Origin of the sequence: Gordonia sp. UCD-TK1 (genome assembly GCF_001691435.1) — a bacterium.
Lineage (GTDB): Bacteria > Actinomycetota > Actinomycetes > Mycobacteriales > Mycobacteriaceae > Gordonia > Gordonia hongkongensis.
On record NZ_LZMP01000024.1, the window covers coordinates 94,507 to 118,115 of the forward strand.

Below are 23,609 nucleotides of genomic sequence, written 5' to 3' on the forward strand. Positions count from 1 at the left end.
CCGTAGCCCCTATCACCGGTACTCCCAAGTCCCGGTTCACCGGGCATGACCGGTATGGGAACGTGTCAGGGTGACTGCCGCGCCGTCGTCCCCCGCTGTCGCCCTTCCCACGCCGGTCTGTGTGCTGGGTCTCGGCCTGATCGGCGGCTCGCTGCTGCGGGCCCTGCACGACGCCGGGCACGAGGCGTTCGGCTACAACCGGTCGGCCACGACCGTCGATGCGGCCATCGGCGACGGTTATGACGCGTCCGCGGATCTCGTTGCGATACTCGAGCGTGCGGCGTCGTCGGACGCGCTGCTCGTGCTCGCGACACCGGTGACGACGATCGGCCCCCTGGTGACGGCCATCGCCGAGAACGCGCCCGGGCTCCTGGTCACCGACGTGATCAGCGTCAAGCAGGAAGTCGAGCGCCTACTCGCCGATCTGCATCCCGGAGGTCGATACGTCGGCGGGCATCCGATGGCCGGGACCAGTTCGTCGGGTTGGGCGGCAACCGACGCCACCCTCTTCGACGGGGCGATGTGGGCGGTCACCACCACCGACCACACCCCGGCCGACGACTGGCTCACGGTGGCCGCGCTGGCCGTGACGGTCGGCTCGCGAGTGGTGCCGGTCGCACCCGACGCGCACGATCGGGCGGTCGCCGCGATCTCGCATCTGCCACACCTGACCGCCGCGGCCACGGCCGCCGTCGGGGCCGGTGAGAGCGACCTCGCCCTACGCCTGGCCGCCGGCAGCTTTCGCGACGGCACCCGCGTCGCCGGCACCGCACCCGCCCTGCAGCGCGCGATGATCGAGGCCAACGGCATCGCCGTGCTCAACGTCCTCAGCGAGACCATCGACCGCCTCACCGCCGTCCGCGACGAACTCCGCGACCACGGAACCGCCGAAGTGCTGGTCGACGACGGGCACCGCGCGCGAAAGGCGTACGAGCAACTGCATTCCGGCGCCGCGGAGGTCATCTCCGGGGTGACGGTCGGCGACGACGGGTGGCAGCAGGAACTACGCCGGCAGGCCCATCAGGGCCGGGTGTGGGTGGGCTGACCGCCGCGCCGTGTCCCTGGGGCCGCCCGCACACGTCAGACCCGGCGTGCGAGACCCGGGTAGTCGACGACGAAGTTGTTCTCGTCGACGGTGATGGTGGTGGTCGCAAGCGGCGACACCACACGGAATCCGTCCGTGCCCGGGGTGTACGACATCGTCGCCGGCTTCACGTCTCCGCTGGGCAGGTACATGTACGCGACCGGGATCTCGACCGCTCCGGGAGTCGACGCCGAGAGAGCACGTCGCCGGATCGGCAAGGCGTTGAACATCGGTGACAGAGCGAGGTCCACGTCTTCGGCGCCGTCGAAGTCCGAACGGGTGGTCTCACCGTCGGGACGACGGATCAGCCACGTGCCCTCGTCGTCGCGCGTGATGCCGAACTGCGTCTCACCGTCAGTGCGTACCAGGTGGACGGTGAGCCGCTTGACCACACCGGCATCGGTGGTCTGCAGCTCGTAGGACGCGGAGAACGCCTCGTGGTCGGCGGTCGCCGCGGCGATGATCCGTCCATAGGCCTTGAGTCGTGCGCCGGACACGACCAGGCGGACCTGTTCCAGTCGATCGGTGTCTTCGCCTCGCCACGTGAGCATCGTCTTGAACTCGTCGTTGGTGGCGGAGGACTGACCGCTGTCAGGGGCTGTCTGCGGAGAACTCACGTGACCACGGTAGCGAGCAACCGCCCCGATCACACATCGGACGACCTGGTCACCCGACCGATCACCCGGTCCGGGACCCCGAAGACGTGACCGTTCAGGCGATACAGGACGCGGTCCGGCGGGTCGATGACGGCGTCACGGTGTCTTCGACCACCACCTCGCCCGCGACCGTGATCGAGCAACTCACCGAGCTACCCGTTCCCGCGATGACCAAGAGGCGCAGCGGGTTGACCCCGCCGGTGAACTGGACGGTCCACGGATTCGTCGGGGCGAACTCCGAGCGCAGGCCGTTGTCGTCGACGTAGAGGATGGTGGCCTGTCCGTCGATGGTCGCCTCGTAGGTCACCGGTTTGTTCTGCGGATCGATGCGCTCACCAGGTTGGCCCGGAAGCTGCTGTCCCGGGTCGGGCGGGGTGAGGCTGGGTGGTTCGAAGGTGCGTGGGATCGGCATGGTGTCGGTGACCGGCGGCGAGTCGGCGAAGCGGTCCTGCGGTGCCTCCTCCCGCAGCCCGAGGAACCCGACGAAAGCCACCACGAGCAGCACCACCACGCCCAGGGTCAGGATGAGGGTCGCGGTGGGCACCTTGCGGATGCGTGAACCCGGTCGGCCGTCGGCGCTTTCGGCCTCCCGCTCGGCGGCCGCGACGCGTTCGGCCTCGGCACGCTCGGCGCGCTCGGCCACGGTGAGCTCGGTGTTGGTCGGCTGGCCGGGGCGGAACATCGGGGTCCCGTCCGCGGCGTACCCGAGCGGCGGATAGAGCTGCGGTGCGACGGGTTGCCTGTAGAGATCGCGAGGCGACCCGCCGGTCTGGCTGCCGCCTCCGTCGCGGCGTCGAGGGTTGTGAGCGCCGGGGTTCGGCCCCCCGTACGGCTGTCCCATCGTCGGCCTCCGGTCGGATTCTCGAGCGTCGTCGTCGACGCGGCGCGGCCTCAGCCGAAACCTACGGTTCGGCTCGACGCCGCGCGTCATTCCCTCTCCGACCTTACGGCGCGAAGTCGGGAGCCCACCTCGACGATCGGAAAACCGCAGGCCGGACGATGCCGCGACGACAGCGAACCAGTCGGTCGAATGAGCCCGAACATCAATGACGGAGACGGGGAAACCGTGGCCGCGCTGCCGCCCCACCCCCGTGCCCCTCGGGGGCGGCAGCCCCCTGACAGGCCCCGCCGAAAAGAGTTCACCGTAGTGAACTGAAAGTACTTTCACATACAGCACCGCGGGCTGCAACAGCTGCGCGGACGTCCAGGACAAGTGATATCGGGGTCCGTTTCACCTGCGCACCCGCCGATCTCTGCCCCTTTCACCATAAGCCCTGGACAGGGGCTTGCCGCAAGACCCCCTATCCGGTGCAGAATCGCTGTCTCACCTGCGACGACCACCCCTGCCACCTGCTGATTCGGAGTCATCTCTGTGCCCCCAGTCCCCGAAACCCCAGTCCCTGAGACCTCAGTCCCCGACGACGCGACGTCAACGACCACCCCGGTGTTCGCCCTCCCGGACAGCCTGTCCCCGAAGAACGATCCGGCCCTCGTCGCCGACGACACCCGACACTTCGTCTCGATCACCACGAACCTGCGACGCACCTTGGCCGACGCCGATAAGCGCCTGCAGCACCTTCGGCGCGAAGCCGGTGGCAGGGGTCGTCGGGCCGTCGACCGCGACATGGAGATCCACCAGCTCGGCGCACGTATCCGATCGCTGCGGCGGTTCGGCCTCGACCTGTGCCTGGGTCGGCTGGTCCGCGACGACGGGGAGATCCTCTACATCGGCCGACTCGGGCTGACCGATGCCGCGGGCAAGACCCTGCTCGTCGACTGGCGCACCCCGCTGGCCGCGCCGTTCTTCGCCGCCACCCGCCGCGACCCGATGGGACTGGTGAGCCGACGCCGCTACCGCTGGACCCACGGCCGGATCACCGACTACTGGGACGAGGTCTTCGTCGACGACCCCGCGGTGCTCACCTCGCACGCGGCGCTCGACGAGCAGTCCGCGTTCCTCGCCGACCTCGGCGCCAGTCGTTCCCCGCGCATGCGAGATGTCCTGGGCACCATCGCCACCGATCAGGACGCGATCATCCGAGCCGACTCGCACGGGACCCTCGTCGTCGACGGCGGGCCGGGAACCGGCAAGACCGTCGTCGCGCTGCATCGTGCCGCCTACCTCGTCTACGCCGATCCGCGCCTCGCCGGTAATCGGGGCGGGTTGCTCGTCGTCGGACCTCATCGGCCGTACCTCGCCTACGTCGCCGATGTGCTGCCGAGCCTCGGGGAGGAGAGCGTCCAGACGTGCACCCTCGCCGATCTCGTCGTCGAAGGTGATTCGGCGACAACCGAAGCCGACGTCGACGTGGCACGGTTGAAGTCGTCGGCCCGGATGGTCGAGGCGGTCGAGCCGGCGGTCAAGTTCTACGAACAACCGCCGACGACGCCGTTCGTGGTCGAAACACCCTGGACGGAAACGACTCTGACCGCCGGCGACTGGGCGGACGCCTTCGACGCAGCCGACAGCGGGACCGCACACAACGAGGCGCGGGACGAGGTGTGGGAAGAACTGGTGTCAATCATCGCGTCGCGACACGACGACGATGTGCCCCAGCATGCGCTGCGTCGTGCGTTGGCCGCGAATGACGAACTCGCGGCAACCTTCTCGCGGGCATGGCCGATCCTGGACGCCGCCGAGATCGTCGGTGACCTGTGGTCGGTGCCGGCCTTCCTCCGCATGTGTGCGCCGTGGCTGTCACCCGGCGAGGTACGCGCACTCCAGCGCAGCGTCCCCGATGCCTGGACCGATGCCGACCTGCCGGTCCTCGACCGCGCCCACCGCCGGATCGGGGACCCGGCAGCGTCGGCCCGTCGTCGCCGACAGCGCGCGGACCTGGCGAAGGAACGCGAGCGGATCGACCAGGTGGTCGACGACCTGATCGCCGCCGAGGTCCACGACGACGGCGAGGGACTCATGACGATGCTCCGGCACGAGAACCTGCGCCACAACCTCGGGGACGGGTCCGTGAGCGAGACCGCCCGCCCACTGTCCGGGCCGTTCGCGCACATCGTCGTCGACGAAGCGCAGGAACTCACCGACGCCCAGTGGCAGATGCTGATCGACCGTTGCCCGTCGAAGAGCTTCACCGTCGTCGGCGACCGCGCGCAGGCACGACGCGGATTCCCCGAGTCATGGGCAGAGCGACTTCGGCGCGTCGGTCTGCGCGACGTCACCTCGGCGGGACTCACGATCAACTACCGGACCCCGGAAGAGATCATGGATGCGGCCGCCCCCGTCATCCGCGCGGCCCTCCCCGATGCGAACGTGCCGACTTCGGTTCGGCGCGCGGGCATTCCGGTCACCTACGGCGACCGCGCAGACCTCGACACCGTGATCGACGACTGGACCTCGACGCATCGAGACGGAATCGCCTGTGTGATCGGCGAACCCGGCTTCGCCGGGACCGACCGCGTGCGGTCGCTCACCCCCACCCTCGCCAAGGGGCTCGAGTTCGACCTCGTGGTGCTCGTCGACCCCGACGCCTTCGGCGCGGGCACCGAAGGCGCGGTCGACCGCTACGTGTCGATGACCCGGGCGACTCAGCAGTTGGTGATCCTCCGCACGTAGACCCCACCACCGATTGGGGTAGTGCCGTACTCGTGTCGACGTCCCGGACGCCGGCGAGGATGGAAGACAGCACCGGCACCTCGTCCACCCACCCAGGGTTCCGGTGCACACAGAAGAGGCCCGTCACCGGGATCGGTGACGGGCCTCTGTGGTGCGCCCGTAGGGATTCGAACCCCAGACTTTCTGCACGCGGCGCTACCCCCGAGCCGCAACCGCCTGCTTCGCCGCCTCGACCAAATGTTCCGCAGCGCGATTCATCTTCTTCAACTCTGCGGAGCTCAGGTCCTGATGTGTGTAAGCAACCTTGTTCTTCAAATTGAGCAGCGTATTCAGATGCCGTTCGGATCCGCTGTCCGCTCGCCGGAGCAGGGCAACAGCCTCACTGTGGTTGCCGGTGTTCGAGTGCGTACCGAGGCGCACGCAGCAGATCGCGTCCGCGGCAGCGATACCCGCATCGACGTACAAGTCGCCGGCAGCGTTGGGCATTTCGTCGACGAGAAGTTCTGCGGCGTCGAAAAATTCGTTCGCCTTCGACAGACGCCCCGCGGTGACCCCGGAGTCACAGTTCCGCTGTCCGGCCATCAAGGCCTCCTCACCGAACGCAGCTGCGCGTTGAACCAGGACCGTGTCCCCGCGACGGTCAGGCCCTGCTTCGACACGTCGTCGAACACAGCCTCACCGGCAGAGGCCGCGGCATGAAACTCCTGCTCGGCGTACTCGACAATCCGGCCGTCGTTACCGGTCCACGCGGTGATCAGTCGAGCGAGTTCGGTCACCCGTTGTTCCCACAAGTCGTCCCCGTCGTCGGAGGAATCAGGGCCCCGCACCAGGAACAAATCGATGTCGCTGTCGAGCGCCATCCGCCCCGTGGCGGCCGAACCGAACACGGCGGCGTAACGCAGCGTGCTCCCCCAGCTGCTCAGGTGTTGTTCGAGTCGGCGCAGAAATGTCGAGTTCAGGCGCGATACCGCCATGATTGCGTCAGCCGCTAGATGCTCGGTGTTGAGACGGTAAGTGTGGGTCCTACCCACCTCGTCATGCAGCACCACGCCCTGTTTGGTGAGGCGGTTGAGGACCTTGCGAATTCCTTCTCCCGACGCAGAGGTGAGAATGCGCTGGACCTGAGTGATCGTGAATGTTTCGTCTGCACTCGCAAGGACATCGAGCACGTCGCCGTCCAGGGTCGGCGTCACCGTCGCGAACGGCTTGTGGAGCTGCATCTCCGACTCCCCTCCAACTAAAGTTAGACTATCGCAACTATAGTTGGGGATCAGCATCTCGTGGTGAGAAGACGAAACAAAACGCCAGGCGAGACATGGTCTCGCCTGGCGATTCTCTGTGCGCCCGTAGGGATTCGAACCCCAAACCTTCTGATCCGTAGTCAGATGCTCTATCCGTTGAGCTACGGGCGCGTGCTATTCAGTTGTACCGCCGTCGGCCGACTGCGGTGGCGGAGGCGAGAGGATTTGAACCTCCGGTCCCGTTTTAGCGAGACAACTCATTAGCAGTGAGTCCCATTCGGCCGCTCTGGCACGCCTCCTTGGCGGAGTCCTTTCGAACTGCCGAGTCGAAAGGTTACACACCCTTCGCGTCCACAAGCAAACCGGTTGGTCAGAGCCGGTTTCTGCCTCATCGGGGTCGCGGCCTACATTGGTCGGGTGAGCCTGCGAATCCGCCCCGACCTGGACGACCTTCCCGTATACGTACCGGGCAAGACGTTTCCGGGAGCGGTGAAGCTTGCCAGCAACGAGGTCACCGAAGGTCCGCTGCCGAGCGTCGTCGAGGCGATCGGCGCGGCGGCCGCAGCCGTGAACCGCTACCCCGACAACGGGATGGTGGAGCTGACCGCAGCGCTGGCCAAGAGCCTCGGGGTCACCGAAGACGAGGTCCAGGTGGGATGCGGGTCGGTCATCCTCTGTCAGAACCTCATCCTCGTCACCAGCGGACCGGGCGACGAGGTGGTCTTCGGGTGGCGGTCCTTCGAGACCTATCCCCTGGCGACGCGCGTCGCGGGCGCGACACCGGTCCAGGTCCCGCTCACCGGCGATCTGACCTACGACCTACGCGCGATGGCCGACGCGGTCACCGACCGCACGCGGCTGATCTTCGTGTGCAATCCGAACAACCCGACCGGGACCGTGGTCGAGGCAGCCGACCTGCGGGAGTTCCTGCAGAGCGTGCCGTCCGACGTCATCGTCGCGCTCGACGAGGCGTACTTCGAGTACCTGCGCCTGCCGTCGAGTCAGGCGTACGACGCACTCGAACTCCGACGCGAGTTCCGCAACCTCGTGGTGCTGCGAACCTTCTCGAAGGCGTACGGGCTGGCCGGGCTGCGCGTGGGTTACGCCATCGCCGATCCGGAGGTCATCACCGCCCTCGGCAAGGTTCACGTGCCTTTCTCGGTCAGCAGCGTCGCCCAGGCCGCCGCGCTCGCCAGCCTCGACGCCGGCGACCAGTTGCTGGCCCGCACCGACGCGGTCGTCGTCGAACGCGCCCGCGTCACCGCACGACTGCGCGACGCGGGCTACCGGGTCCCCGATTCGCAGGCCAACTTCGTGTGGCTCGACCTGGGAGCGGCGTCGATGGACTTCGCGCGCGCCTGCGTCGACGCCGGGGTGGTGGTCCGCCCGTTCGACGGCGACGGCGTGCGGGTGACCGTCACCAACGCCGCCGAGGACGACGTGTTCCTGCGGTTCACCGAGGGCTGGGACGGTCCTCGCAGCTGATCCCGGACCGCGCTCCGACCGAGCCGGTCAGAGCCCCCGACCGATGGTCGGCCACAGGGCCGCGAGGTCGCGCTCCCAGTACGCCCACGTGTGGGTTCCGATGAGGCGGAAACCGTCGGTGTAGGGCACCCCCGCGGCACGCATCGTGATGGCGAACTCGAGCGAACAGCGGTAGGCACCCAGTTCGAGCGCCGACGAGGATGCCGTGACGACGTCGCGCGGCCCCTCGTCCGGCTCAATCTGACGCTGGAGGTCGAGGGGGCCGATGGCGCCGGAGCCGGCAGCGATGAAGATGTTCTTTCCGCGCAACCGGTCGAGATGAAGACTCGGGTCGTGTGCGCGCCAGCCCGCGGAGCCGAACGGGCCCCACATGTTGGTGGCGTCGCCGCCGTCGCGACCGACCGTCGTACGGACGTAGGCCTCGTTGACCGGACCGGACACCGGCGGGCAGCCGCTGAGCGAGGCGACGCCGGTGTACATCTCCGGGTGCCGGATGGCCAGGGAGAACGCGGCCTGCCCACCCATCGACAGCCCGATGACCGCGTTGCGGCCGTTGCCGTCGAACCGTTCGTCGATCAGCGGCGGCAGCTCCTTGGTGAGGAACGTCTCCCACATCGGCTTGCCGAGCGCGGCGTCCTTCTTCTGCCAGTCGGTGTAAAAGGTGCCCTTTCCTCCGGTGGGGAGTACGACGTTGACGTTCTTGTCGGCGAAGAAGCGTCCGGCGCGACCCTTCGTGATCCAGTCGCTGACCTCGCCCTCGGCGCCGGCGCCGTCGAGCATGTAGACCGTCGACCGCGGCGTCGATCCGCCGACCGGGGTGAGGACCGACAGCTTGATCCGCTCGTTCATCGCCGGTGAGAAGACCCAGATGTCGGTACGCAGCGCACTCAGCTTCTCGGATTTGGCGATGCGCGCCACCTGTTTGGGAGCGGCGTCGGCGATGGCCGGGGTCGACAGAATCCCCACCATCAGGCACATCAGACCCGCGATCAATCGCCTCGACATCTCGCCAACTCCCTCACCGACAATCCCCCCGGAGTGCACCCGGGACCTCGTCGTGTCACCACGTGCGAGTCCGCGCCGACCGGATCGGCCCGACGCGGACATCTAGACTCACAGACTACCCGGCGTTCAGCCGAGTGGAAGGTCGTGACCACGGCATCTCACGGGCACCGGGACCCCCGAGGAAAGTCGACGATGCCCACTTCACCTTCTGTTCACCACGCGCGTTCCGAGCGGCACGAACCACCGTCGACCACGGGACTCGGTCCGAACGACTTCGCCTTCGTTGCCGAGGTCGGGGTGCGCTGGTCGGACATGGACGCGTTTGGACACATCAACCACGCGCGGATGGTGACACTGATGGAGGAGGCGCGCATCGCGTGGCTGTTGAGCGCCGGCGAGGACTACGCCCCGCTGATCACCAGCGCGATGATCGTGCACGTCGACATCCGATATCAGGCCCAGCTGCGTCACGACGACTCGCCGCTGCGAATCGGGATGTGGATCAAGGGTTTCCGTTCGGTGGACTTCACCATCGGTTACGAGATTCGAAGCGCCGGCGCCGAACCCACCAGTCGTCCGGCGTGCGTGGCGAGCACGCAGATGGCCGTCGTCGACATCGAGAAGCACACCCTGCGGCGGCTGTCCCCCACCGAGAAGGACTACCTCAGCACGTGGTCACGACGGCTCGTAGCGAGCGGGTAACTCGCGCGGCACCGCCGGCGAGATCCGCGCGATGTTGCCCTGCAACACATCCCGATAGATGCGCAACTGCTCTTCGCCGCTGCGGACCTGTTCGGTGAGCCGTTTCGCGTTGTCGACGGAGATCTCGCGGTCGCCCGACCGCGCGATCAACGCGTCGATGCGGTCGTCCAGGGTCGCCGCTTTGTTGTACTCGGCGAGGACCTGCAGCTCGACGGCCGCGGATTCGACGACATGCGCGACCTCGCCGAGCGCCTGGACACGGTCGATGAGTTCGGTCCACACCGGTCGCAGTGTCGTCTCACGCTGATCGATCTGCGCGGCGAAGGTGCGGTCGAAGCCGCCGTTGCGCTTGGCCCGGTCGAGGTCGATGCGTACCGCCCGCAACGCGATGACGTCGGCGGCGATCTCGGCGACCTCGGCGTGCAGGTTCACCTGGGTGCGCTGGACCTCGAAGTGGTCGGAGCGCCAGGCGGGGTTGCCGAGGATGCGGTCGTAGTAGTGACCGGTGATGAACAGCAGCGTCTCGTAGCCGTCGACGAAGGCCGCGGCGCGGGGGGCGCCGGTCTGAGTCGCTCCGCCCGGTGTCTCGCGCACGCCCGACAGGAACTGGTCTGCCCACTGCCCCGCCTGCGAGTTGCCCGACTTCGCGGCGACCTGCCCCACCACGCCGGCGATCCGGTCGAACGCGGCGGTGCCGGCGCGACGGACATAGCTCGACGCGTTGACGTTGGGGGTCGGAGTGCACAGCAGCCCGGCGAACAACCGGTCTCGTTCCTCGATCTCGAGATAGACGTTCTCCCGCCGCTCGCGTCGGATCGCCCGGGTCCCCGACGCGAACACACCCTTACCGGCGACGATCTGCTTGCGTGCGTCCTCGCGGCGTCGTTGCAGGCCGTTGAGCCGGTTGCGCATCACGGCCGCGACCACACCGGGCACCACCGGGCTCGACAACTGGTGTTCGATCTGGACGATCGCGCGCTGCAAGCGGCGCAGATCGCCGAAACCCGCGGACATGGACGGCATCGGCCGACCGGTGGAGATCCGGCGCACCACGATGGCACGACCACCCGGGGTGAGGTATCCGGAGGCGATGAGCAGCGCGGCGGTGTCCGACAGTTCGCGCCGCTCGCCCGGTACCGCCGAACGATCGCACCACTCGCGGATCTGTTCGCTCGTGCGCGCGGGCATCAAGCGATGTCCGCGGGAACTGCTGTCGACCATGCCGCCGCCTTACCTGGAGAATCGGTGTCCGCGCCCGTCCACAGACACCGATTTCGATGCTACCCGCGGGCGACGACCACCCGGTGTGGTCGACATCTCGCCTGCCTGTCGCACCGACGGAACGCCCCCACCGGTGTCACGATGGCCACATGACAGTTCCCTCGGATGTGTCGGGACCTCGCGGCGTCGAACGCATCCGTGGTCAGATCTGGCGGAACGGCGACCCGGTGGACGGCTTCGACCTCGAGGAAATCTCCACCTGTCTCGACAATCCGGAGAAGTTGATCTGGGCGGATCTGGAGTGCCCCACGCACGAGACCCTGTCCCGGTTGGCGGCCGAACTCGACCTCGACCCGTTCGCGATCGAGGACACGGTCGCGGCGGCCGAACGGGTCAAGACAGTCACCTACACCGGGCACACCTTCGTGATGGTCTACGCGGTGTCGCTGCACGACGGCGACGCGCCGACCGACGACCGGGACGACGACGATGACGACGGCTCCGCGGCTACCGACTTCCGCTCCTCCGCGAACGGTCGGGCGCGGATGTTCGACCTGCACCGCATCTCGATCTTCGTCAAACGGAACGCACTCATCACCGTGCGACCAACCCCGGCGCTCGACATCGACGAGGTCATGCGGCGTTGGTCGGACAGCGGCGCCACGCAGTACGGGATCGGCGCGCTCGTGCACGGACTGCTCGATGTCGTCGTGGACGGGCACTTCGACGCCGTGCAACGCCTCGACGACGAGATCGAGGACCTCGAGGCACTGCTGTTCGACGAGCGCATCCCCGGCCGCGAACTGCAGCGGAGAACCTACGACCTGCGCAAGGACCTCGTCGTCCTGCGACGGGTGGTTCTGCCGATGCGCGAGGTGATCGCCGGCATCCAACGACGTCGGTTCGACAACCACGCGCCACCGGAGCTCGACCCGCATTTCTCCGATCTCTACGACCACGCGCTCCGGGCGTCGGAGTGGACGGAGTCGTTGCGGGACATGATCACCACCGTCTTCGAGACCAACCTGACCCTCGCGGACGCGCGACTCAACACCGTCATGAAGAAGCTGACCGCGTGGGCCGCGATCATCGCCGTGCCGACGGCCATCACCGGCTTCTACGGGCAGAACGTTCCGTTCCCCGGTTTCGACCGACTACTCGGCTTCATCACCAGCACGACGCTGATCCTCGTCGTGGTCGTCGGCCTCTATCTGTCGTTCCGCAAACGCGATTGGTTGTGACCGCGTCGTCGGATGTGTTGTCCCGCAACGGGTGTGACTCGTACACGGCGGGTTTCGACATGAAAGCGGTTGACCACGTGCGCGTTTGATAGCGTATGGGCCAGCCCACCGACGGAAGGCACCGATGGAGTCACCCGCGATCACGATCGACGGTCTCACCAAGCGATTCGGCAGCCTGACCGCGGTCGACGACCTGTCGTTCACCGTTGCCCCCGGTCGCGTCACCGGGTTCCTCGGACCGAACGGTTCGGGTAAGACCACGACCCTGCGGATGCTCCTGGGCCTGGTCGAACCGACCGCCGGCCGGGCACTCATCGGCGACCGCCCGTTCCGGGAGATCCCGCGACCCGCACAGCACGTCGGCGCGGCGCTCGAGGCGTCGAGCTTCCACCCCGGGCGCACCGGACTCGGGCACCTGAAGGCACTCGCCCCGCAGGTCGGGGTCCCGACGGCGCGGTGCCGGGAAGTGCTCGACTTCGTCGGACTGTCCCAGGCCGCGGACCGCCGCGTCGGCGGTTACTCGATGGGCATGCGGCAGCGCCTCGGCCTGGCCACCGCGCTGCTCGGCGATCCGCAGATCATCCTGCTCGACGAGCCGGCCAACGGGCTGGACCCCCAGGGCATCGTGTGGCTGCGCGGGCTGCTGCGGTCGCTCGCCCACGAGGGACGGACGGTCCTGGTCTCCAGCCACGTGCTCGCCGAGGTGCGGAGCACCGTCGACGACGTGGTGGTGATCGGCAACGGCAAACTGGTCCGGGCCTCCACGCTCGCCGATTTCGAGGCGCTGGCCGAGCACGCGGTCGTCGTGCGGACGCCGTCGCGGGCGTCATTCGTCGCACTCGCGGGCGAACGCGGGTGGCAACTCGAGGACACGCACGACGGTTTCCGGGTGCCCGGCGTGAGCGCGGCCACGGTCGGGACGGCCGCCTTCACCGCGGGCATCGAACTCCACCAGCTCGCCGACGTCGGCGCCGATCTCGAGGCGGTCTTCCTGCATCTCACGAAGTCTTCGGACGCACCGACCAGTCATTTCGCCGGCGGGTCAGCCGATCCCGGTCCGAACTCGGCACCGACGTCGCCGGGGGCAGTCCAATGAGGGCCGCCCTGATCGCCGAGTACCGCAAGTTCACCTCCACGCGGATGTGGTGGGTCCTGCTCATCGCCATGGTCGCCTATCTCGGGTTCATCGGTGCGGCACTGGCGTTCTCGATGACGACCGAGAATGCCATGCAACAACCCACGACGCTCGTCGGCGCCGATCTGGCCCGCTCGATCTACGCCCTCACCAGCCCGATCGGTTACGTGTTCGCGCTGGTGATCGGCAGCCTGGCGGTGACCGGGGAGTTCCGGCACAAGACGATCACCGCGAGTCTGCTCGTCGAGCCTCGACGCGGAATCCTGTTGGTGGCCAAGCTGATCGCCGGCATCCCGATGGGACTCCTCTACGGCGTCCTCGGCACTCTGGCGGTCGTCGCGACGGCGGCACCGATCCTCGCGACGGTCGGGGACGGCGCGTTCCTCGGCGACAGCTCCACCCTCGAGGTGATCGGCCTGTCGATGCTGGTGATGGTCCTATGGACCGCGATGGGGGTGGCGTTCGGCGCGGTGGTGTCCAACCAGGTCGCCGCGATCGTGATCCTGCTGGCCTTCACCCAGCTCGTGGAACCGATCGCACGCATCGCGCTGGCGACCTTCGACGTGACCTCATCGGTGTCGAAGTTCCTGCCCGGGTCCGCCGCCGATGCCCTCGTCGGATCGAGCTTCTTCGCCACGATGGGCGGCGGCAGTGACGACCTGCTGCCGCAGTGGGCCGGGGCACTTGTCATGCTCGCCTACATCGCCGCGTTCGCGGTCATCGGTCGCTACACGACGTTCCGCCGGGACATCGCCTGACGGTGCCCGCTCACGCCGGTCGCGGGACCGCCGACGAGAGGCTCTGCCCGATCCACGACGGCACGTCTCGTGCCACCTCCGCGGCACCGTGGATCTCGACGCGGTCGGCGGCGAGCGCCAGACGCCAGTCGATGTCGCCCCGCCAGATCTCGGTGAGAGTACGCAGATCGGTCATCACGGTGGCGTCGAGTTCGTAACCGGGGTCGAAGTCACACACCTGCGCCTCACCACCCGCGACGACCAGCCACCATGTGCTCGCCTTGCCGATGACATCGCGAAAGACGAACTGCACCATGGTGCGTCGTCGCGGCCACCGGTCGACCGGGACGGTGCGGTGCATGTCCCACATGAGCAGATGCGGGTCGAGGTCGGCGTCGCCCAGCTCGCCGATCCAGCGGATACCCCACGCGCTCAACGCTTCTACGACCGTGGTGAGCTCCTCGCCCATCGCCGTCAGCGTGTACACCGAACGACCGCCGACAACGCTGCGGTTGATCACCCCGGCACGTTCCAGACTGCGTAGGCGCTTGGTGAGCAGCGCCGGCGACATCTTCGGCACCCCGCGTCGCAACTCGTTGAAATGCCGACTGCCCAAAAGCAGTTCGCGGACGATGAGAATCGTCCAGCGCTCGTCGAGCAACTCCATCGCCTTGGCCACCGGACAGAACTGTCCATACGATGTCATCGCAGCCTCCCCACTGCTGGTCGAGCCGGCGCCACCTCTTGCCGGTTGAGCCGGCCCCGAGCGAAGCGAGGCGCCGCCTCTTGCTGGTTGAGCCGGCCCCGAGCGAAGCGAGGCGCCGTGTCGAAACCTCCCTCGACCCAGTACACACCCGTCGCCGGCTGATGACCAGTACAGAAACTGAACTGCCGCCAGTACAGATGTTGGTCTAGAGGACGGGTCGGAGTTCGTCGGATGCTCGTTGTGTCCGGTCACGGACGACCACCATTCGACAACTTCGAGGGACCGCCATCATGACCACGACCCACCCCACCCCGTTCGACGCCGAGATCAAGGCCCGCCACCGCAAGCTGTGGGCGTCGGGCGACTATCCCGCCGTCGCCGACCTCATCGCGCCGCTGGGCCGACGCCTCGTCGACGCATTGCACATCACCGCCGGGGACAAACTCCTCGACGTCGCCGCCGGCGCGGGCAACGTCGCCGTACCCGCCGCTGAAGCCGGCGGGCATGTCGTCGCCAGCGACCTCACACCCGAACTGCTGTCCGTGGGCGAAGCCCGGCACCGCGACCTGCCGATCACCTGGCGCACCGCCGACGCCGAAGATCTCCCGTTCGACGATGACGACTTCGACATCGCGACGTCGTGCGTGGGCGTCATGTTCGCGCCGAATCACCAGAAGTGCGCCGACGAACTCGTACGAGTCGTGCGTCCCGCCGGACGGATCGGCCTGATCAACTGGACTCCAACGGGATTCATCGGTGAGTTGTTCGCGGTGATGAAGCCGTACGCCCCGCCACCGCCGCCCGGTGCGCAGCCGGGGCCGCTCTGGGGCGACGCCGACCACGTGCGGTCGCTGTTCGGTTCAGCTGTCACCGACCACGAGTTCGTCACCGAGACCGTGGCGATCAGCGAGTTCGACGACGGCGGGGCGTTCCGCGACTTCTTCAAAGCGCACTACGGACCGACCATCATGGCGTACCGCAACGTCGGTGACGACCCCGCGCGCGTCGACGAACTCGACGCCGCCATCGCCGCCCACGCCGACCGCTACCTCACCAACGGACGGATGGAGTGGGAGTACCTCCGCGCGGTGCTGACGGTCGGGTGAGCCGCAACCACCGCTGGTCGAGCCGCAGCCGCAACCGCAACCACCGCTGGTCGAGCCGGCACCGAGCGCCAGCGAGGCGCCGAGTCGAAGCCACCCGGCGACAACCGCTGGTCACGCCGCCCACCCGCTGGTTGAGCCGGCACCGAGCGCCAGCGAGGCGCCGAGTCGAAACCACCCGGCGACAACCGCTGGTCACGCCGCCCACCCGCTGGTTGAGCCGGCACCGAGCGCCAGCGAGGCGCCGAGTCGAAACCACCCGGCGACAACCGCTGGTCACGCCGCCCACCCGCTGGTTGAGCCGGCACCGAGCGCCAGCGAGGCGCCGAGTCGAAGCCACTCGGCAACCACAACTGCCCGAGCCGCAACCACCGCTGGTTGAGCCGGCACCGAGCGCCAGCGAGGCGCCGAGTCGAAGCCACTCGGCGACCACCATCGATCAGGGACGCGGGAGCCCCGGATCACAGCTCGGCGTACTCGACGACCAGCGGGGCGTGATCGGACAGCCGAAGGTCCGGCGACGCCTCCTTGTCGACCACCATCGAGCGCGCCCGCCGGGCAGGCGTGGGCGAGGCGAGCTGGTGGTCGATGCGCCACCCGACGTCCTTGACGAACGACGCCCCCGCCCAGCTCCACCAGGTGAGCGGTCCGGGACGGTCGCCGTGCAGGGCGCGTACGACGTCGACGAGCCGGCGCGGGCCGGTGATCTCGCCGAACCAGGCGCGTTCTTCTGGCAGGAAGCCCTCCATCTTGCGGGCCGCGCGCCAGTTGGTGACGTCGTGTTCGAGGTGTGCCACGTTGAGGTCGCCGAGGAGCAGGAACTCCCGGCCGGCGCGGCGAGCGGCGAGCCGGTTGCGCTCGAGTTCACGGGTGAACCCGGCCAGAAAGCGTTGCTTGCGAGCGTGTTTGGCGCCACCGTCGGGCGCCTCGCGCATCGAGCCGGGGCGCTGCAACTCGGCGGGGAGTCCGCCCTTGGGCAGATACAGACTTGCGACGGTCAGCGGCCGATCGGCGAGGTCGACCTCGACGTAGCGACCCTCATGAGAGAAGGCGGGCAGACCGCGAGCCTTCGGCGGGTGAGTCAGCCAGGTGCGCACCGCCGCCGGCTCGGTGCGGGTCAGCACCGCGACGCCGTTACGTCCCGCGATGGAGCCGACGTCGATCGCTGCGTGATAACCGTCGAACTCTCCGACGTCGTCGATGCCACACCGCAACTCCTGCAGTCCGACCACGTCGGGCTGTCGCCCGGCGAGCCAGGCGTCGAACCCACGACGGCGCGCGGCGCGGATCCCGTTGACGTTGAACGACGCCACGGTGAATCCACCGGCGCCCATGTCCCTACCTTCCACGTCTCGGGGCCCCAACCGGTAGGCCGGGCGTTGCACGAAAAAGCCCCCACCCGGGTGAGAGTTGAGGGCCCTTGGCGGAAGCGGAGGGATTTGAACCCCCGGTGGTTTTACCCACGCTCGCTTTCAAGGCGAGTGCATTCGGCCGCTCTGCCACGCTTCCCTGACGAGCAAGGTTACACACGAACGCCGGACCGGACCTCGCCTGGCACTGCGGTGCGCTGTGACACCATCGAAGAGGTGAAAGCCATCGTCGTCGAATCAGAGAACCTGTCCCTGTCCGATGTGCCCGACCCGACTCCCGCGTCCGGCGAAGTCGTGATCGATGTGGTCGCGGCCGGCGTCAACCGCGCCGACATCCTGCAGCGGGCGGGCAACTATCCCCCGCCACTCGGTGCGTCGGACACCCTCGGACTCGAGGTCTCGGGGCGGATCTCGGCCCTCGGCGACGGGGTCAGCGGCTGGTCGGAGGGTGACGAGGTGTGCGCGCTGCTCGCCGGCGGCGGTTACGCCGAGAAGGTGGCGGTCCCGGTCGAGCAGGTCCTCGCAGTGCCCAAGGGCGTCGACCTAATGTCCGCGGCGGCGCTGCCCGAGGTGGCGTGCACCGTGTCGTCGAACATCTTCGACACCGCGCATCTGACCACCGGCGAGCTCCTGCTGATCCACGGCGGGTCCAGCGGCATCGGCACCCACGCCACCCAGATCGCCCACGCGATGGGCGCTCGCGTCGCGGTGACCGCCCGCACGCAGGACAAGCTCGAGCGCTGCCGCGAGTTCGGCGCCGACATCCTCATCGACTACTCGAGCCAGGACTTCGCCGAGATCCTCCGGGACGCCGGCGGCGCCGACGTGATCCTCGACATCATCGGCGCGAAGTACCTGAAGTCGAACCTGAAGGCGCTGCGTACCGACGGGCGCCTCGTCATCATCGGCATGCAGGGCGGCACGACGACCGAGATCAACCTCGGGCATCTGCTGGCCAAGCGGCTGTCGGTGATGGGTACGACGCTGCGCGCCCGGCCCGTCCACGGTCCGGGCGGCAAGGCCGAGGTCGTGGCGTCGACACTGACCCGCACCTGGCCGTTGATCGAGGCCGGGACGGTCGTACCCGTCGTCGATCGCGTGTTCCCGCTCGCCGACGCCGGCGCCGCGCACGACCATCTCAACAGCGGTGACGTGGTCGGGAAGGTACTGCTGAGCGTCGCGGACTGAGCGGGGGCTCAGTCGGAAGATGCAGACTCTGCGGCGTCGACGGCCTCCCGGATCTTGCCGAACGCGACGCCGAGGGCGGCGAACTCCTCCGGGGTCATCGCGTCGACGACGAACCGCCGGATCACTTGGTCTCGGACGCTCACATGGTCGGCGAGGGTGCGCAGACCGTGATCGGTCAGACGCACGAGTCGGTGTCGGCCGTCGGCCTTCGACTCGAACCGGTGGATGTTGCCGTCGTCGCTGAGCCGGGCGATCATGCGCGACACCGTGCTGACCCGCATGTGCACGGCGTCGGCGACCTCGCTGACGCTCAACTGCCGGTTGGTACAGACCGCTTCGAGAATGCGCAGATCGGAAACGGAGAGTCCTCGTCTCGCGAACTCGTCGTTGACGCGGGCGAAGAGCGCCCAGCCGCCGTCGACGAGGTTCATCCAGCTCTCGGCCTCCGCAGCGGTGAGCGACCGGGGCGGGCCCTTTTCTGGACCATCAATCGATTTTGCCGACACAGCATGACAACATACATTGTCGTTAACCCAAACAACACCATAGTGAATTTCGGAAGGGTTGCCGGGCACTTCAGGCCAATGAACCCAGCGTTCGCACCAGGTGATCGACCTCGTACGGGGTCGAGTACGGGGCCAACCCGACCGTGACAGCACCGCCGAAGTCGGGTGCGCCCATCCGAGCCAGGGCACGGTTGGGAAGGTCGGCGAGTGCGCAGACACCGTTGTCGGCCAGGCGCCGGACGACCTTGTCGGCACCCACCGACTCCACGGTGAAGCTCGCCAGCGGTATCCGGTTCTCCTCGGTCCCCACGAGGTTCACATGGTTGAGCTGGGACAGCGTCGTGACCAGGTAATAGTTGAGGCGCTGCAGATACTCGTAGACACCGTCCATCGACGTGACGAGACGCCGCCGACGCTTGCCGATCCCGGCCTCGTCGAGTCCGGCGAGGTGTTCCACCGAAGCGACCAATCCGGCGAGCATCGCGCCCTGATGCGGTTCGGGTTCGAGCCGGGCGGGCCCGCGCGCGGACGGGTCCATCGACATCAGCTTCAGCCGGTCGATCAGGTGGGGTTCGCGGAAGGCCATGGCCGCCATGCGCGGACCACCCCACCGCTCGGCCGAGACGACGAGGACGTCGGCACCCAGGTCGTGGATGTCCAGGCTGATGTACGGCGCCGCGTTGGTGGCGTCGACGACCAGCAGCGCGCCGGCTTCGCGGACCAGCGGCGCGATCTCGCTGATGTCGGTGACGGCTCCCGTCGTGGACGACGCGAGGGTCACCGCGACGACCTCCGTATCGGGCGTGACGAGATCGCCGAACTGCCAGGCCGGTAGTCCGCCGGTCTCGACGTCGACCTCGGCCCAGCGCACCCGGCCGCCGTAACGATCCGCCGCGCGCAGCCACGGCACGATGTTCGGCTCGTCGTCCTGACGCGTGACGACGACGTCACCCCGCAGCCACGCATGCGGCGCGAGCGCCTCCGCCAGACCGGCCAGCAGCACGTACCGCGACGGTCCGAGCACCACACCCGCGGCGTCTCCGCCGACGACATCGGCGATCGCGCGGCGGGCACCGTCGACCACCTCCGCGCTCGCACGAGCCGACGGGTAGACCCCGCCCGGGGCGGCGGACAGAGAGCGGAAACTGGTGGTCACAGCGGTCGCGACCGAATCGGGGATCTGCATCCCCGCCTGCGGGTCGAGATGGATCCAGCCGTCGCCGAGCGATGGAATCAATCCACGCACATAGGCGACGTCGAAAGCCATGGGCACGAGGATAGACGTCGGCCATCTGCCGATTCGCGGTCCGGGCACAATGGGACGCATGGCTATCGAAGGCACTCCAGGACCCGGACCCACCCCAGGACCGTTCGGCTCGGCCGGCGACTCCGACAACGTGATCGTCGTCGGCGCGGGCACGGATGGGCAGACGGACGGCGAGTCGTCGGAATCGACCAGCGTCGCCGACATGGTCGAGCAACCCGCCAAGGTCATGCGCATCGGCACGATGATCAAGCAGCTGCTCGAAGAGGTCCGTGCGGCTCCTCTCGACGACGCGTCGCGGAACCGCCTGCGTGAGATCCACCAGTCGTCGGTGCGTGAACTCGAAGAAGGCCTCGCGCCCGAGCTGCGCGAAGAACTCGAACGTCTCGCACTCCCCTTCTCCGACGAGGGCACCCCGTCGGACGCCGAGCTCCGCATCGCCCAAGCCCAGCTCGTGGGCTGGCTCGAGGGACTCTTCCACGGCATCCAGACCGCACTGTTCGCCCAGCAGATGGCCGCCCGCGCCCAGCTCGAACAGATGCGTCAGGGCGCGCTTCCGCCCGGCATGCCCACCCCCGGCGGCGCCGGCGGACCCGGCCACAGCACGGGGCAGTACCTCTAGGTCGCCACACCGGCTCAACCGGCTGAGGGTCACCCGCTCAACCGGCAGCGGGCAGCGGATGGGCCGAGGGGTACGCTGACTCCTCGTGTCAGCGGTAGTAGACGACGACGCGATCCCCGCGCGTCCCCAGGGCTCTGATTCGCGCAGCTTCGCGCGCGCGGTCAAGGACCTCCGCGACGGTTTCGCGAGCCGCGAACTGTGGTTCCACCTCGGCTGGCAGGACATCAAGCAGCGCTACCGACGTTCGGTCCTGGGACCGCTGTGGATCGTGATCGCGACCGGTGTGACCGCGATCGCCATGGGCCTGCTCTACGGCGAGCTCTTCGGCATGGACATCAGGGTGTTCCTGCCGTACGTCGCGCTCGGCTTCATCTTCTGGAACTTCATCTCGAGCTCGATCCTCGAGGGCTCCGAGGTCTTCTCGAAGAACGAGGGGCTGATCAAACAGCTTCCGGCCCCCGTGAGCGTGCACGTCTACCGCGTGGTGTGGCGAGCGCTGATCATCTTCGCGCACAACGTCGTCATCATCGTCATCCTGTTCCTGATCTTCCCGCCTCCGCTCAACTGGACCGTCACGCTGATCGTCCCGGCCCTCGCGCTGTATGTGGTCAATTCGATCTGGGTGACGATCGTGTTCGGCATCCTGTCGACGCGCTTCCGCGACATCGGCCAGCTCCTCACCACCGCGGTGCAGCTGGTCTTCTTCATGACGCCGATCATCTGGACGACGCAGAGCCTCGGCAACGCGACCGGCGAGGCGTCGTCGAGGTTGAAGCTCGTCGAGTTGAATCCGATGTTCCACTATCTGGAGATCGCACGCGGACCGCTGCTGGGCGAGCCGGTCGAGTTCTACCACTGGGCCGTCGTCCTGGGCTGCACCGCCGTGGGCTGGGTGCTGGCCATGCTGGTGTTGCGCAACTACCGGGCCCGCGTGGCGTACTGGGTGTAGGGACGGATTCGATGGCCAGGAACAACGATCTCGGAGACAACCGCGTCCGCGTGGACACGTGGGACGCGTGTGTGGACTTCCCGATCTTCGACGCCAAGACCCGGTCGCTGAAGAAGTCGGTCATCGGCGCGGCGGGCGGCGTCATCGGCTCCACCGAGTCGAACGTGGTCGTCGTCGAGGCCCTCAAGGACATCAACCTGCACCTCAAGCACGGCGACCGGATCGGGCTGGTCGGCCACAACGGCGCCGGCAAGTCGACGCTGCTGCGTCTGCTTTCGGGCATCTACGAACCCACGCGCGGCGCCTGCCGGGTGCACGGCCGGGTCGCCCCCGTCTTCGACCTCGGCGTCGGCATGGACCCGGAGATCTCCGGCTACGAGAACATCATCATCCGCGGCATGTTCCTGGGCATGACGCGCAAGGAGATGCTCAAGAAGATCGACGACATCGCGGAGTTCACCGAGCTCGGCGACTACCTGCAGATGCCGCTGCGAACCTACTCCACCGGTATGCGGGTGCGTATCGCGCTCGGCGTGGTGACCTCCATCGACCCGGAGATCCTCATCCTCGACGAGGGCATCGGCGCCGTCGACGCCGACTTCATGCGCAAGGCGCGGGGTCGGCTCCAGGCGCTCGTCGAGCGGTCGGGAATCCTGGTGTTCGCCAGCCATTCCAACGAATTCCTGGCCCAGCTGTGCGACCGCGCCCTGTGGATCGACCACGGACAGGTCCGCATGGAAGGCGGCATCGAAGAGGTCGTCGAAGCCTACGAGGGCCCCGATGCCGCGGCACACGTCCGCAGGGTGATCGCCGACCTGGAGATGGCGGACAAGAAGGGGACTCCGGAGTGACCGAGGGCGCCGTCGCTCCGAAGGTCATCGCGGTCGTGGTCACGCACCGTCGCGTGGAGCTGCTCGCCGAGTCGCTGGCCGTGGTCTCTGGCCAGGACCGGCCCGTCGACCATCTGATCGTCGTCGACAACGCCGACGAACCCGAAGTCGCCGAACTCGTTGCGGCGCAGCCCGTTCCGACGACCTACCTCGGGTCGAGACGAAACCTCGGCGGTGCCGGCGGATTCGCGCTGGGCATGCTGCATGCGCTCGCCCTCGGCGCCGACTGGGTCTGGTGCGCCGACGACGACGGCCGACCCGACGGTCCGGCGGTCCTCTCGACGCTGCTCGACTGCGCCGCACGGCACGACCTCGACGAGGTGTCACCGGTGGTCGCCAACCTCGACGACCCGGACACCCTCGCCTTCCCGCTGCGACGCGGACTCGTGTGGCGCCGTAAGCGATCGGAACTCTTTGCCGACGCCGGGAGCGAAGCGAGCGGGTCAGATGTCACCGGCCAGACCCAGGACGACGATCTGCTGCCCGGCATCGCGTCGCTGTTCAACGGCGCTCTGTTTTCCGCACGGTGCCTCGAACAGGTGGGCGTGCCGGACCTGCGGCTGTTCTTCCGCGGCGACGAGGTGGAGGTGCACCGTCGGTTGGTCCGCTCGGGCGTGCGGTTCGGCACCTGCCTGCGCGCGGGATACCTCCACCCCGACGGCTCGGCCGAGTTCCGACCGATCCTGGGCGGTCGCATGCACACCCAGTACCCCGACAACGACACCAAGCGGTTCTTCACCTACCGCAACCGCGGCTACCTGATGAGCCAGCCCGGACTCCGCAGGCTGCTGCCCCAGGAGTACGCCCGGTTCGGCTGGTTCTTCCTTGTGCAGCAACGTGATCCGAAGGGCTTCGCCGAGTGGGTGCGTCTTCGCGGCCTCGGTCGCCGAGAGCGGTTCACGCGGCCCTGAGGTGTTGATCCTTCACTGCTCC

The 23,609-nt window shown here is 67.9% G+C and carries 23 protein-coding genes and 3 tRNA genes; 13 read left to right on the forward strand and 13 right to left on the reverse strand.

Annotation, left to right across the window (positions count from 1 at the left end; translation table 11 throughout):
• The first annotated feature begins 70 nt into the window (after positions 1-70).
• Positions 71-1,045 carry a prephenate dehydrogenase gene (locus A9310_RS14345; protein WP_065631209.1) on the forward strand — a complete coding sequence of 325 codons (975 nt, stop codon included), beginning with the start codon at positions 71-73 and terminating at the stop codon, positions 1,043-1,045.
• A 35-nt stretch (positions 1,046-1,080) separates the two neighbouring features.
• On the opposite strand, the gene A9310_RS14350 is transcribed toward A9310_RS14345, so the two are convergent.
• Together A9310_RS14350 and A9310_RS14355 are read right to left on the reverse strand one after the other, a co-directional pair.
• Positions 1,081-1,635, reverse strand: a complete 555-nt coding sequence (locus A9310_RS14350; protein ID WP_082652894.1) for a putative glycolipid-binding domain-containing protein — start codon at positions 1,633-1,635, stop codon at positions 1,081-1,083.
• Positions 1,636-1,795: 160 nt separating this feature from the next.
• Positions 1,796-2,581: a hypothetical protein gene (locus tag A9310_RS14355; RefSeq protein WP_065631210.1), complete on the reverse strand. Its 786-nt coding sequence runs from the start codon at positions 2,579-2,581 to the stop codon at positions 1,796-1,798.
• A gap of 603 nt (positions 2,582-3,184) precedes the next feature.
• Here A9310_RS14355 and helR point away from each other — a divergent pair.
• Positions 3,185-5,311, forward strand: a complete 2,127-nt coding sequence (gene helR, locus A9310_RS14360; RefSeq protein WP_065631211.1) for an RNA polymerase recycling motor ATPase HelR — start codon at positions 3,185-3,187, stop codon at positions 5,309-5,311.
• A gap of 195 nt (positions 5,312-5,506) precedes the next feature.
• On the opposite strand, the gene A9310_RS14365 is transcribed toward helR, so the two are convergent.
• The 4 genes from A9310_RS14365 to A9310_RS14380 all read right to left on the reverse strand — a co-directional run bounded on the left by A9310_RS14365 (position 5,507) and on the right by A9310_RS14380 (position 6,851).
• Complete coding sequence (locus A9310_RS14365; RefSeq protein WP_065631212.1) at positions 5,507-5,893, reverse strand: hypothetical protein; 387 nt, start codon at positions 5,891-5,893, stop codon at positions 5,507-5,509.
• Positions 5,893-6,531: a BlaI/MecI/CopY family transcriptional regulator gene (locus A9310_RS14370; protein WP_065631213.1), complete on the reverse strand. Its 639-nt coding sequence runs from the start codon at positions 6,529-6,531 to the stop codon at positions 5,893-5,895. Before A9310_RS14370 ends, A9310_RS14365 begins: the two co-directional genes overlap by 1 nt.
• A 119-nt stretch (positions 6,532-6,650) precedes the next feature.
• Positions 6,651-6,723 (reverse strand) — tRNA-Arg (locus A9310_RS14375).
• Positions 6,724-6,759: 36 nt separating this feature from the next.
• Positions 6,760-6,851 (reverse strand) — tRNA-Ser (locus A9310_RS14380).
• Between the two features lie 118 nt (positions 6,852-6,969).
• Between A9310_RS14380 and hisC the strand changes: the two genes are divergently transcribed.
• Entirely contained in the window at positions 6,970-8,037 is a 1,068-nt protein-coding gene (gene hisC / locus A9310_RS14385; RefSeq protein ID WP_065631214.1) for a histidinol-phosphate transaminase, read from the forward strand.
• Between the two features lie 27 nt (positions 8,038-8,064).
• Here the strand turns inward: hisC and A9310_RS14390 are convergent, their stop codons facing one another.
• Positions 8,065-9,042: an alpha/beta hydrolase family protein gene (locus A9310_RS14390; RefSeq protein WP_065631215.1), complete on the reverse strand. Its 978-nt coding sequence runs from the start codon at positions 9,040-9,042 to the stop codon at positions 8,065-8,067.
• 192 nt (positions 9,043-9,234) lie between these two features.
• On the opposite strand from A9310_RS14390, the gene A9310_RS14395 reads away from it, so the two are divergent.
• Entirely contained in the window at positions 9,235-9,744 is a 510-nt protein-coding gene (locus A9310_RS14395) for a thioesterase family protein (RefSeq protein WP_065631216.1), read from the forward strand.
• On the opposite strand, the gene A9310_RS14400 is transcribed toward A9310_RS14395, so the two are convergent.
• On the reverse strand, positions 9,718-10,965 hold the full coding sequence (locus tag A9310_RS14400) for a hypothetical protein (RefSeq protein WP_065631217.1): 1,248 nt from the start codon (positions 10,963-10,965) through the stop codon (positions 9,718-9,720). The genes A9310_RS14395 and A9310_RS14400 overlap by 27 nt on opposite strands.
• 149 nt (positions 10,966-11,114) lie before the next feature.
• Here A9310_RS14400 and A9310_RS14405 point away from each other — a divergent pair, with 149 nt between their 5' ends.
• The 3 genes from A9310_RS14405 to A9310_RS14415 all read left to right on the forward strand — a co-directional run bounded on the left by A9310_RS14405 (position 11,115) and on the right by A9310_RS14415 (position 14,099).
• Positions 11,115-12,206, forward strand: coding sequence for a magnesium transporter CorA family protein (locus A9310_RS14405; protein WP_065631218.1), 1,092 nt, complete (start codon positions 11,115-11,117; stop codon positions 12,204-12,206).
• Between the two features lie 124 nt (positions 12,207-12,330).
• The gene (locus A9310_RS14410; RefSeq protein ID WP_065631219.1) at positions 12,331-13,302 is read left to right on the forward strand and encodes an ABC transporter ATP-binding protein; all 972 of its coding nucleotides are present in this window, start codon (positions 12,331-12,333) and stop codon (positions 13,300-13,302) included.
• On the forward strand, positions 13,299-14,099 hold the full coding sequence (locus A9310_RS14415; protein ID WP_058250975.1) for an ABC transporter permease subunit: 801 nt from the start codon (positions 13,299-13,301) through the stop codon (positions 14,097-14,099). The genes A9310_RS14410 and A9310_RS14415 overlap by 4 nt, the downstream gene beginning before the upstream one ends.
• Before the next feature lie 10 nt (positions 14,100-14,109).
• Here A9310_RS14415 and A9310_RS14420 read toward each other — a convergent pair whose 3' ends face one another.
• On the reverse strand, positions 14,110-14,784 hold the full coding sequence (locus A9310_RS14420; protein ID WP_065631220.1) for a helix-turn-helix domain-containing protein: 675 nt from the start codon (positions 14,782-14,784) through the stop codon (positions 14,110-14,112).
• 290 nt (positions 14,785-15,074) lie between these two features.
• On the opposite strand from A9310_RS14420, the gene A9310_RS14425 reads away from it, so the two are divergent.
• Positions 15,075-15,890 (forward strand): class I SAM-dependent methyltransferase, encoded by an 816-nt coding sequence (locus A9310_RS14425; protein ID WP_065631221.1) that lies wholly within the window; start codon positions 15,075-15,077, stop codon positions 15,888-15,890.
• Positions 15,891-16,348: 458 nt separating this feature from the next.
• On the opposite strand, the gene A9310_RS14430 is transcribed toward A9310_RS14425, so the two are convergent.
• Entirely contained in the window at positions 16,349-17,221 is an 873-nt protein-coding gene (locus A9310_RS14430; RefSeq protein WP_065631222.1) for an exodeoxyribonuclease III, read from the reverse strand.
• 87 nt (positions 17,222-17,308) lie between these two features.
• A tRNA-Ser gene (locus A9310_RS14435) sits at positions 17,309-17,396 on the reverse strand.
• 77 nt (positions 17,397-17,473) lie between these two features.
• Between A9310_RS14435 and A9310_RS14440 the strand changes: the two genes are divergently transcribed.
• On the forward strand, positions 17,474-18,445 hold the full coding sequence (locus A9310_RS14440; RefSeq protein WP_065631363.1) for an NAD(P)H-quinone oxidoreductase: 972 nt from the start codon (positions 17,474-17,476) through the stop codon (positions 18,443-18,445).
• An 8-nt stretch (positions 18,446-18,453) separates the two neighbouring features.
• Here the strand turns inward: A9310_RS14440 and A9310_RS14445 are convergent, their stop codons facing one another.
• Both A9310_RS14445 and A9310_RS14450 read right to left on the reverse strand, forming a co-directional pair.
• Entirely contained in the window at positions 18,454-18,876 is a 423-nt protein-coding gene (locus A9310_RS14445) for a MarR family winged helix-turn-helix transcriptional regulator (protein ID WP_065631223.1), read from the reverse strand.
• A 145-nt stretch (positions 18,877-19,021) separates the two neighbouring features.
• A complete protein-coding gene (locus A9310_RS14450) occupies positions 19,022-20,218 on the reverse strand; it encodes a cysteine desulfurase-like protein (RefSeq protein ID WP_065631224.1) in 1,197 nt (398 codons plus the stop codon).
• Positions 20,219-20,276: 58 nt separating this feature from the next.
• Here A9310_RS14450 and A9310_RS14455 point away from each other — a divergent pair, with 58 nt between their 5' ends.
• The 4 genes from A9310_RS14455 (at position 20,277) to A9310_RS14470 (ending at position 23,587) form a co-directional block, all read left to right on the forward strand.
• Positions 20,277-20,837, forward strand: coding sequence for a bacterial proteasome activator family protein (locus tag A9310_RS14455; RefSeq protein WP_065631225.1), 561 nt, complete (start codon positions 20,277-20,279; stop codon positions 20,835-20,837).
• An 85-nt stretch (positions 20,838-20,922) separates the two neighbouring features.
• The gene (locus A9310_RS14460) at positions 20,923-21,786 is read left to right on the forward strand and encodes an ABC transporter permease (protein ID WP_065631226.1); all 864 of its coding nucleotides are present in this window, start codon (positions 20,923-20,925) and stop codon (positions 21,784-21,786) included.
• An 11-nt stretch (positions 21,787-21,797) separates the two neighbouring features.
• Positions 21,798-22,637 (forward strand): ABC transporter ATP-binding protein, encoded by an 840-nt coding sequence (locus A9310_RS14465; protein WP_065631227.1) that lies wholly within the window; start codon positions 21,798-21,800, stop codon positions 22,635-22,637.
• Positions 22,634-23,587 (forward strand): glycosyltransferase, encoded by a 954-nt coding sequence (locus tag A9310_RS14470; protein WP_065631228.1) that lies wholly within the window; start codon positions 22,634-22,636, stop codon positions 23,585-23,587. The genes A9310_RS14465 and A9310_RS14470 overlap by 4 nt, the downstream gene beginning before the upstream one ends.
• Positions 23,588-23,609: the final 22 nt, after the last annotated feature.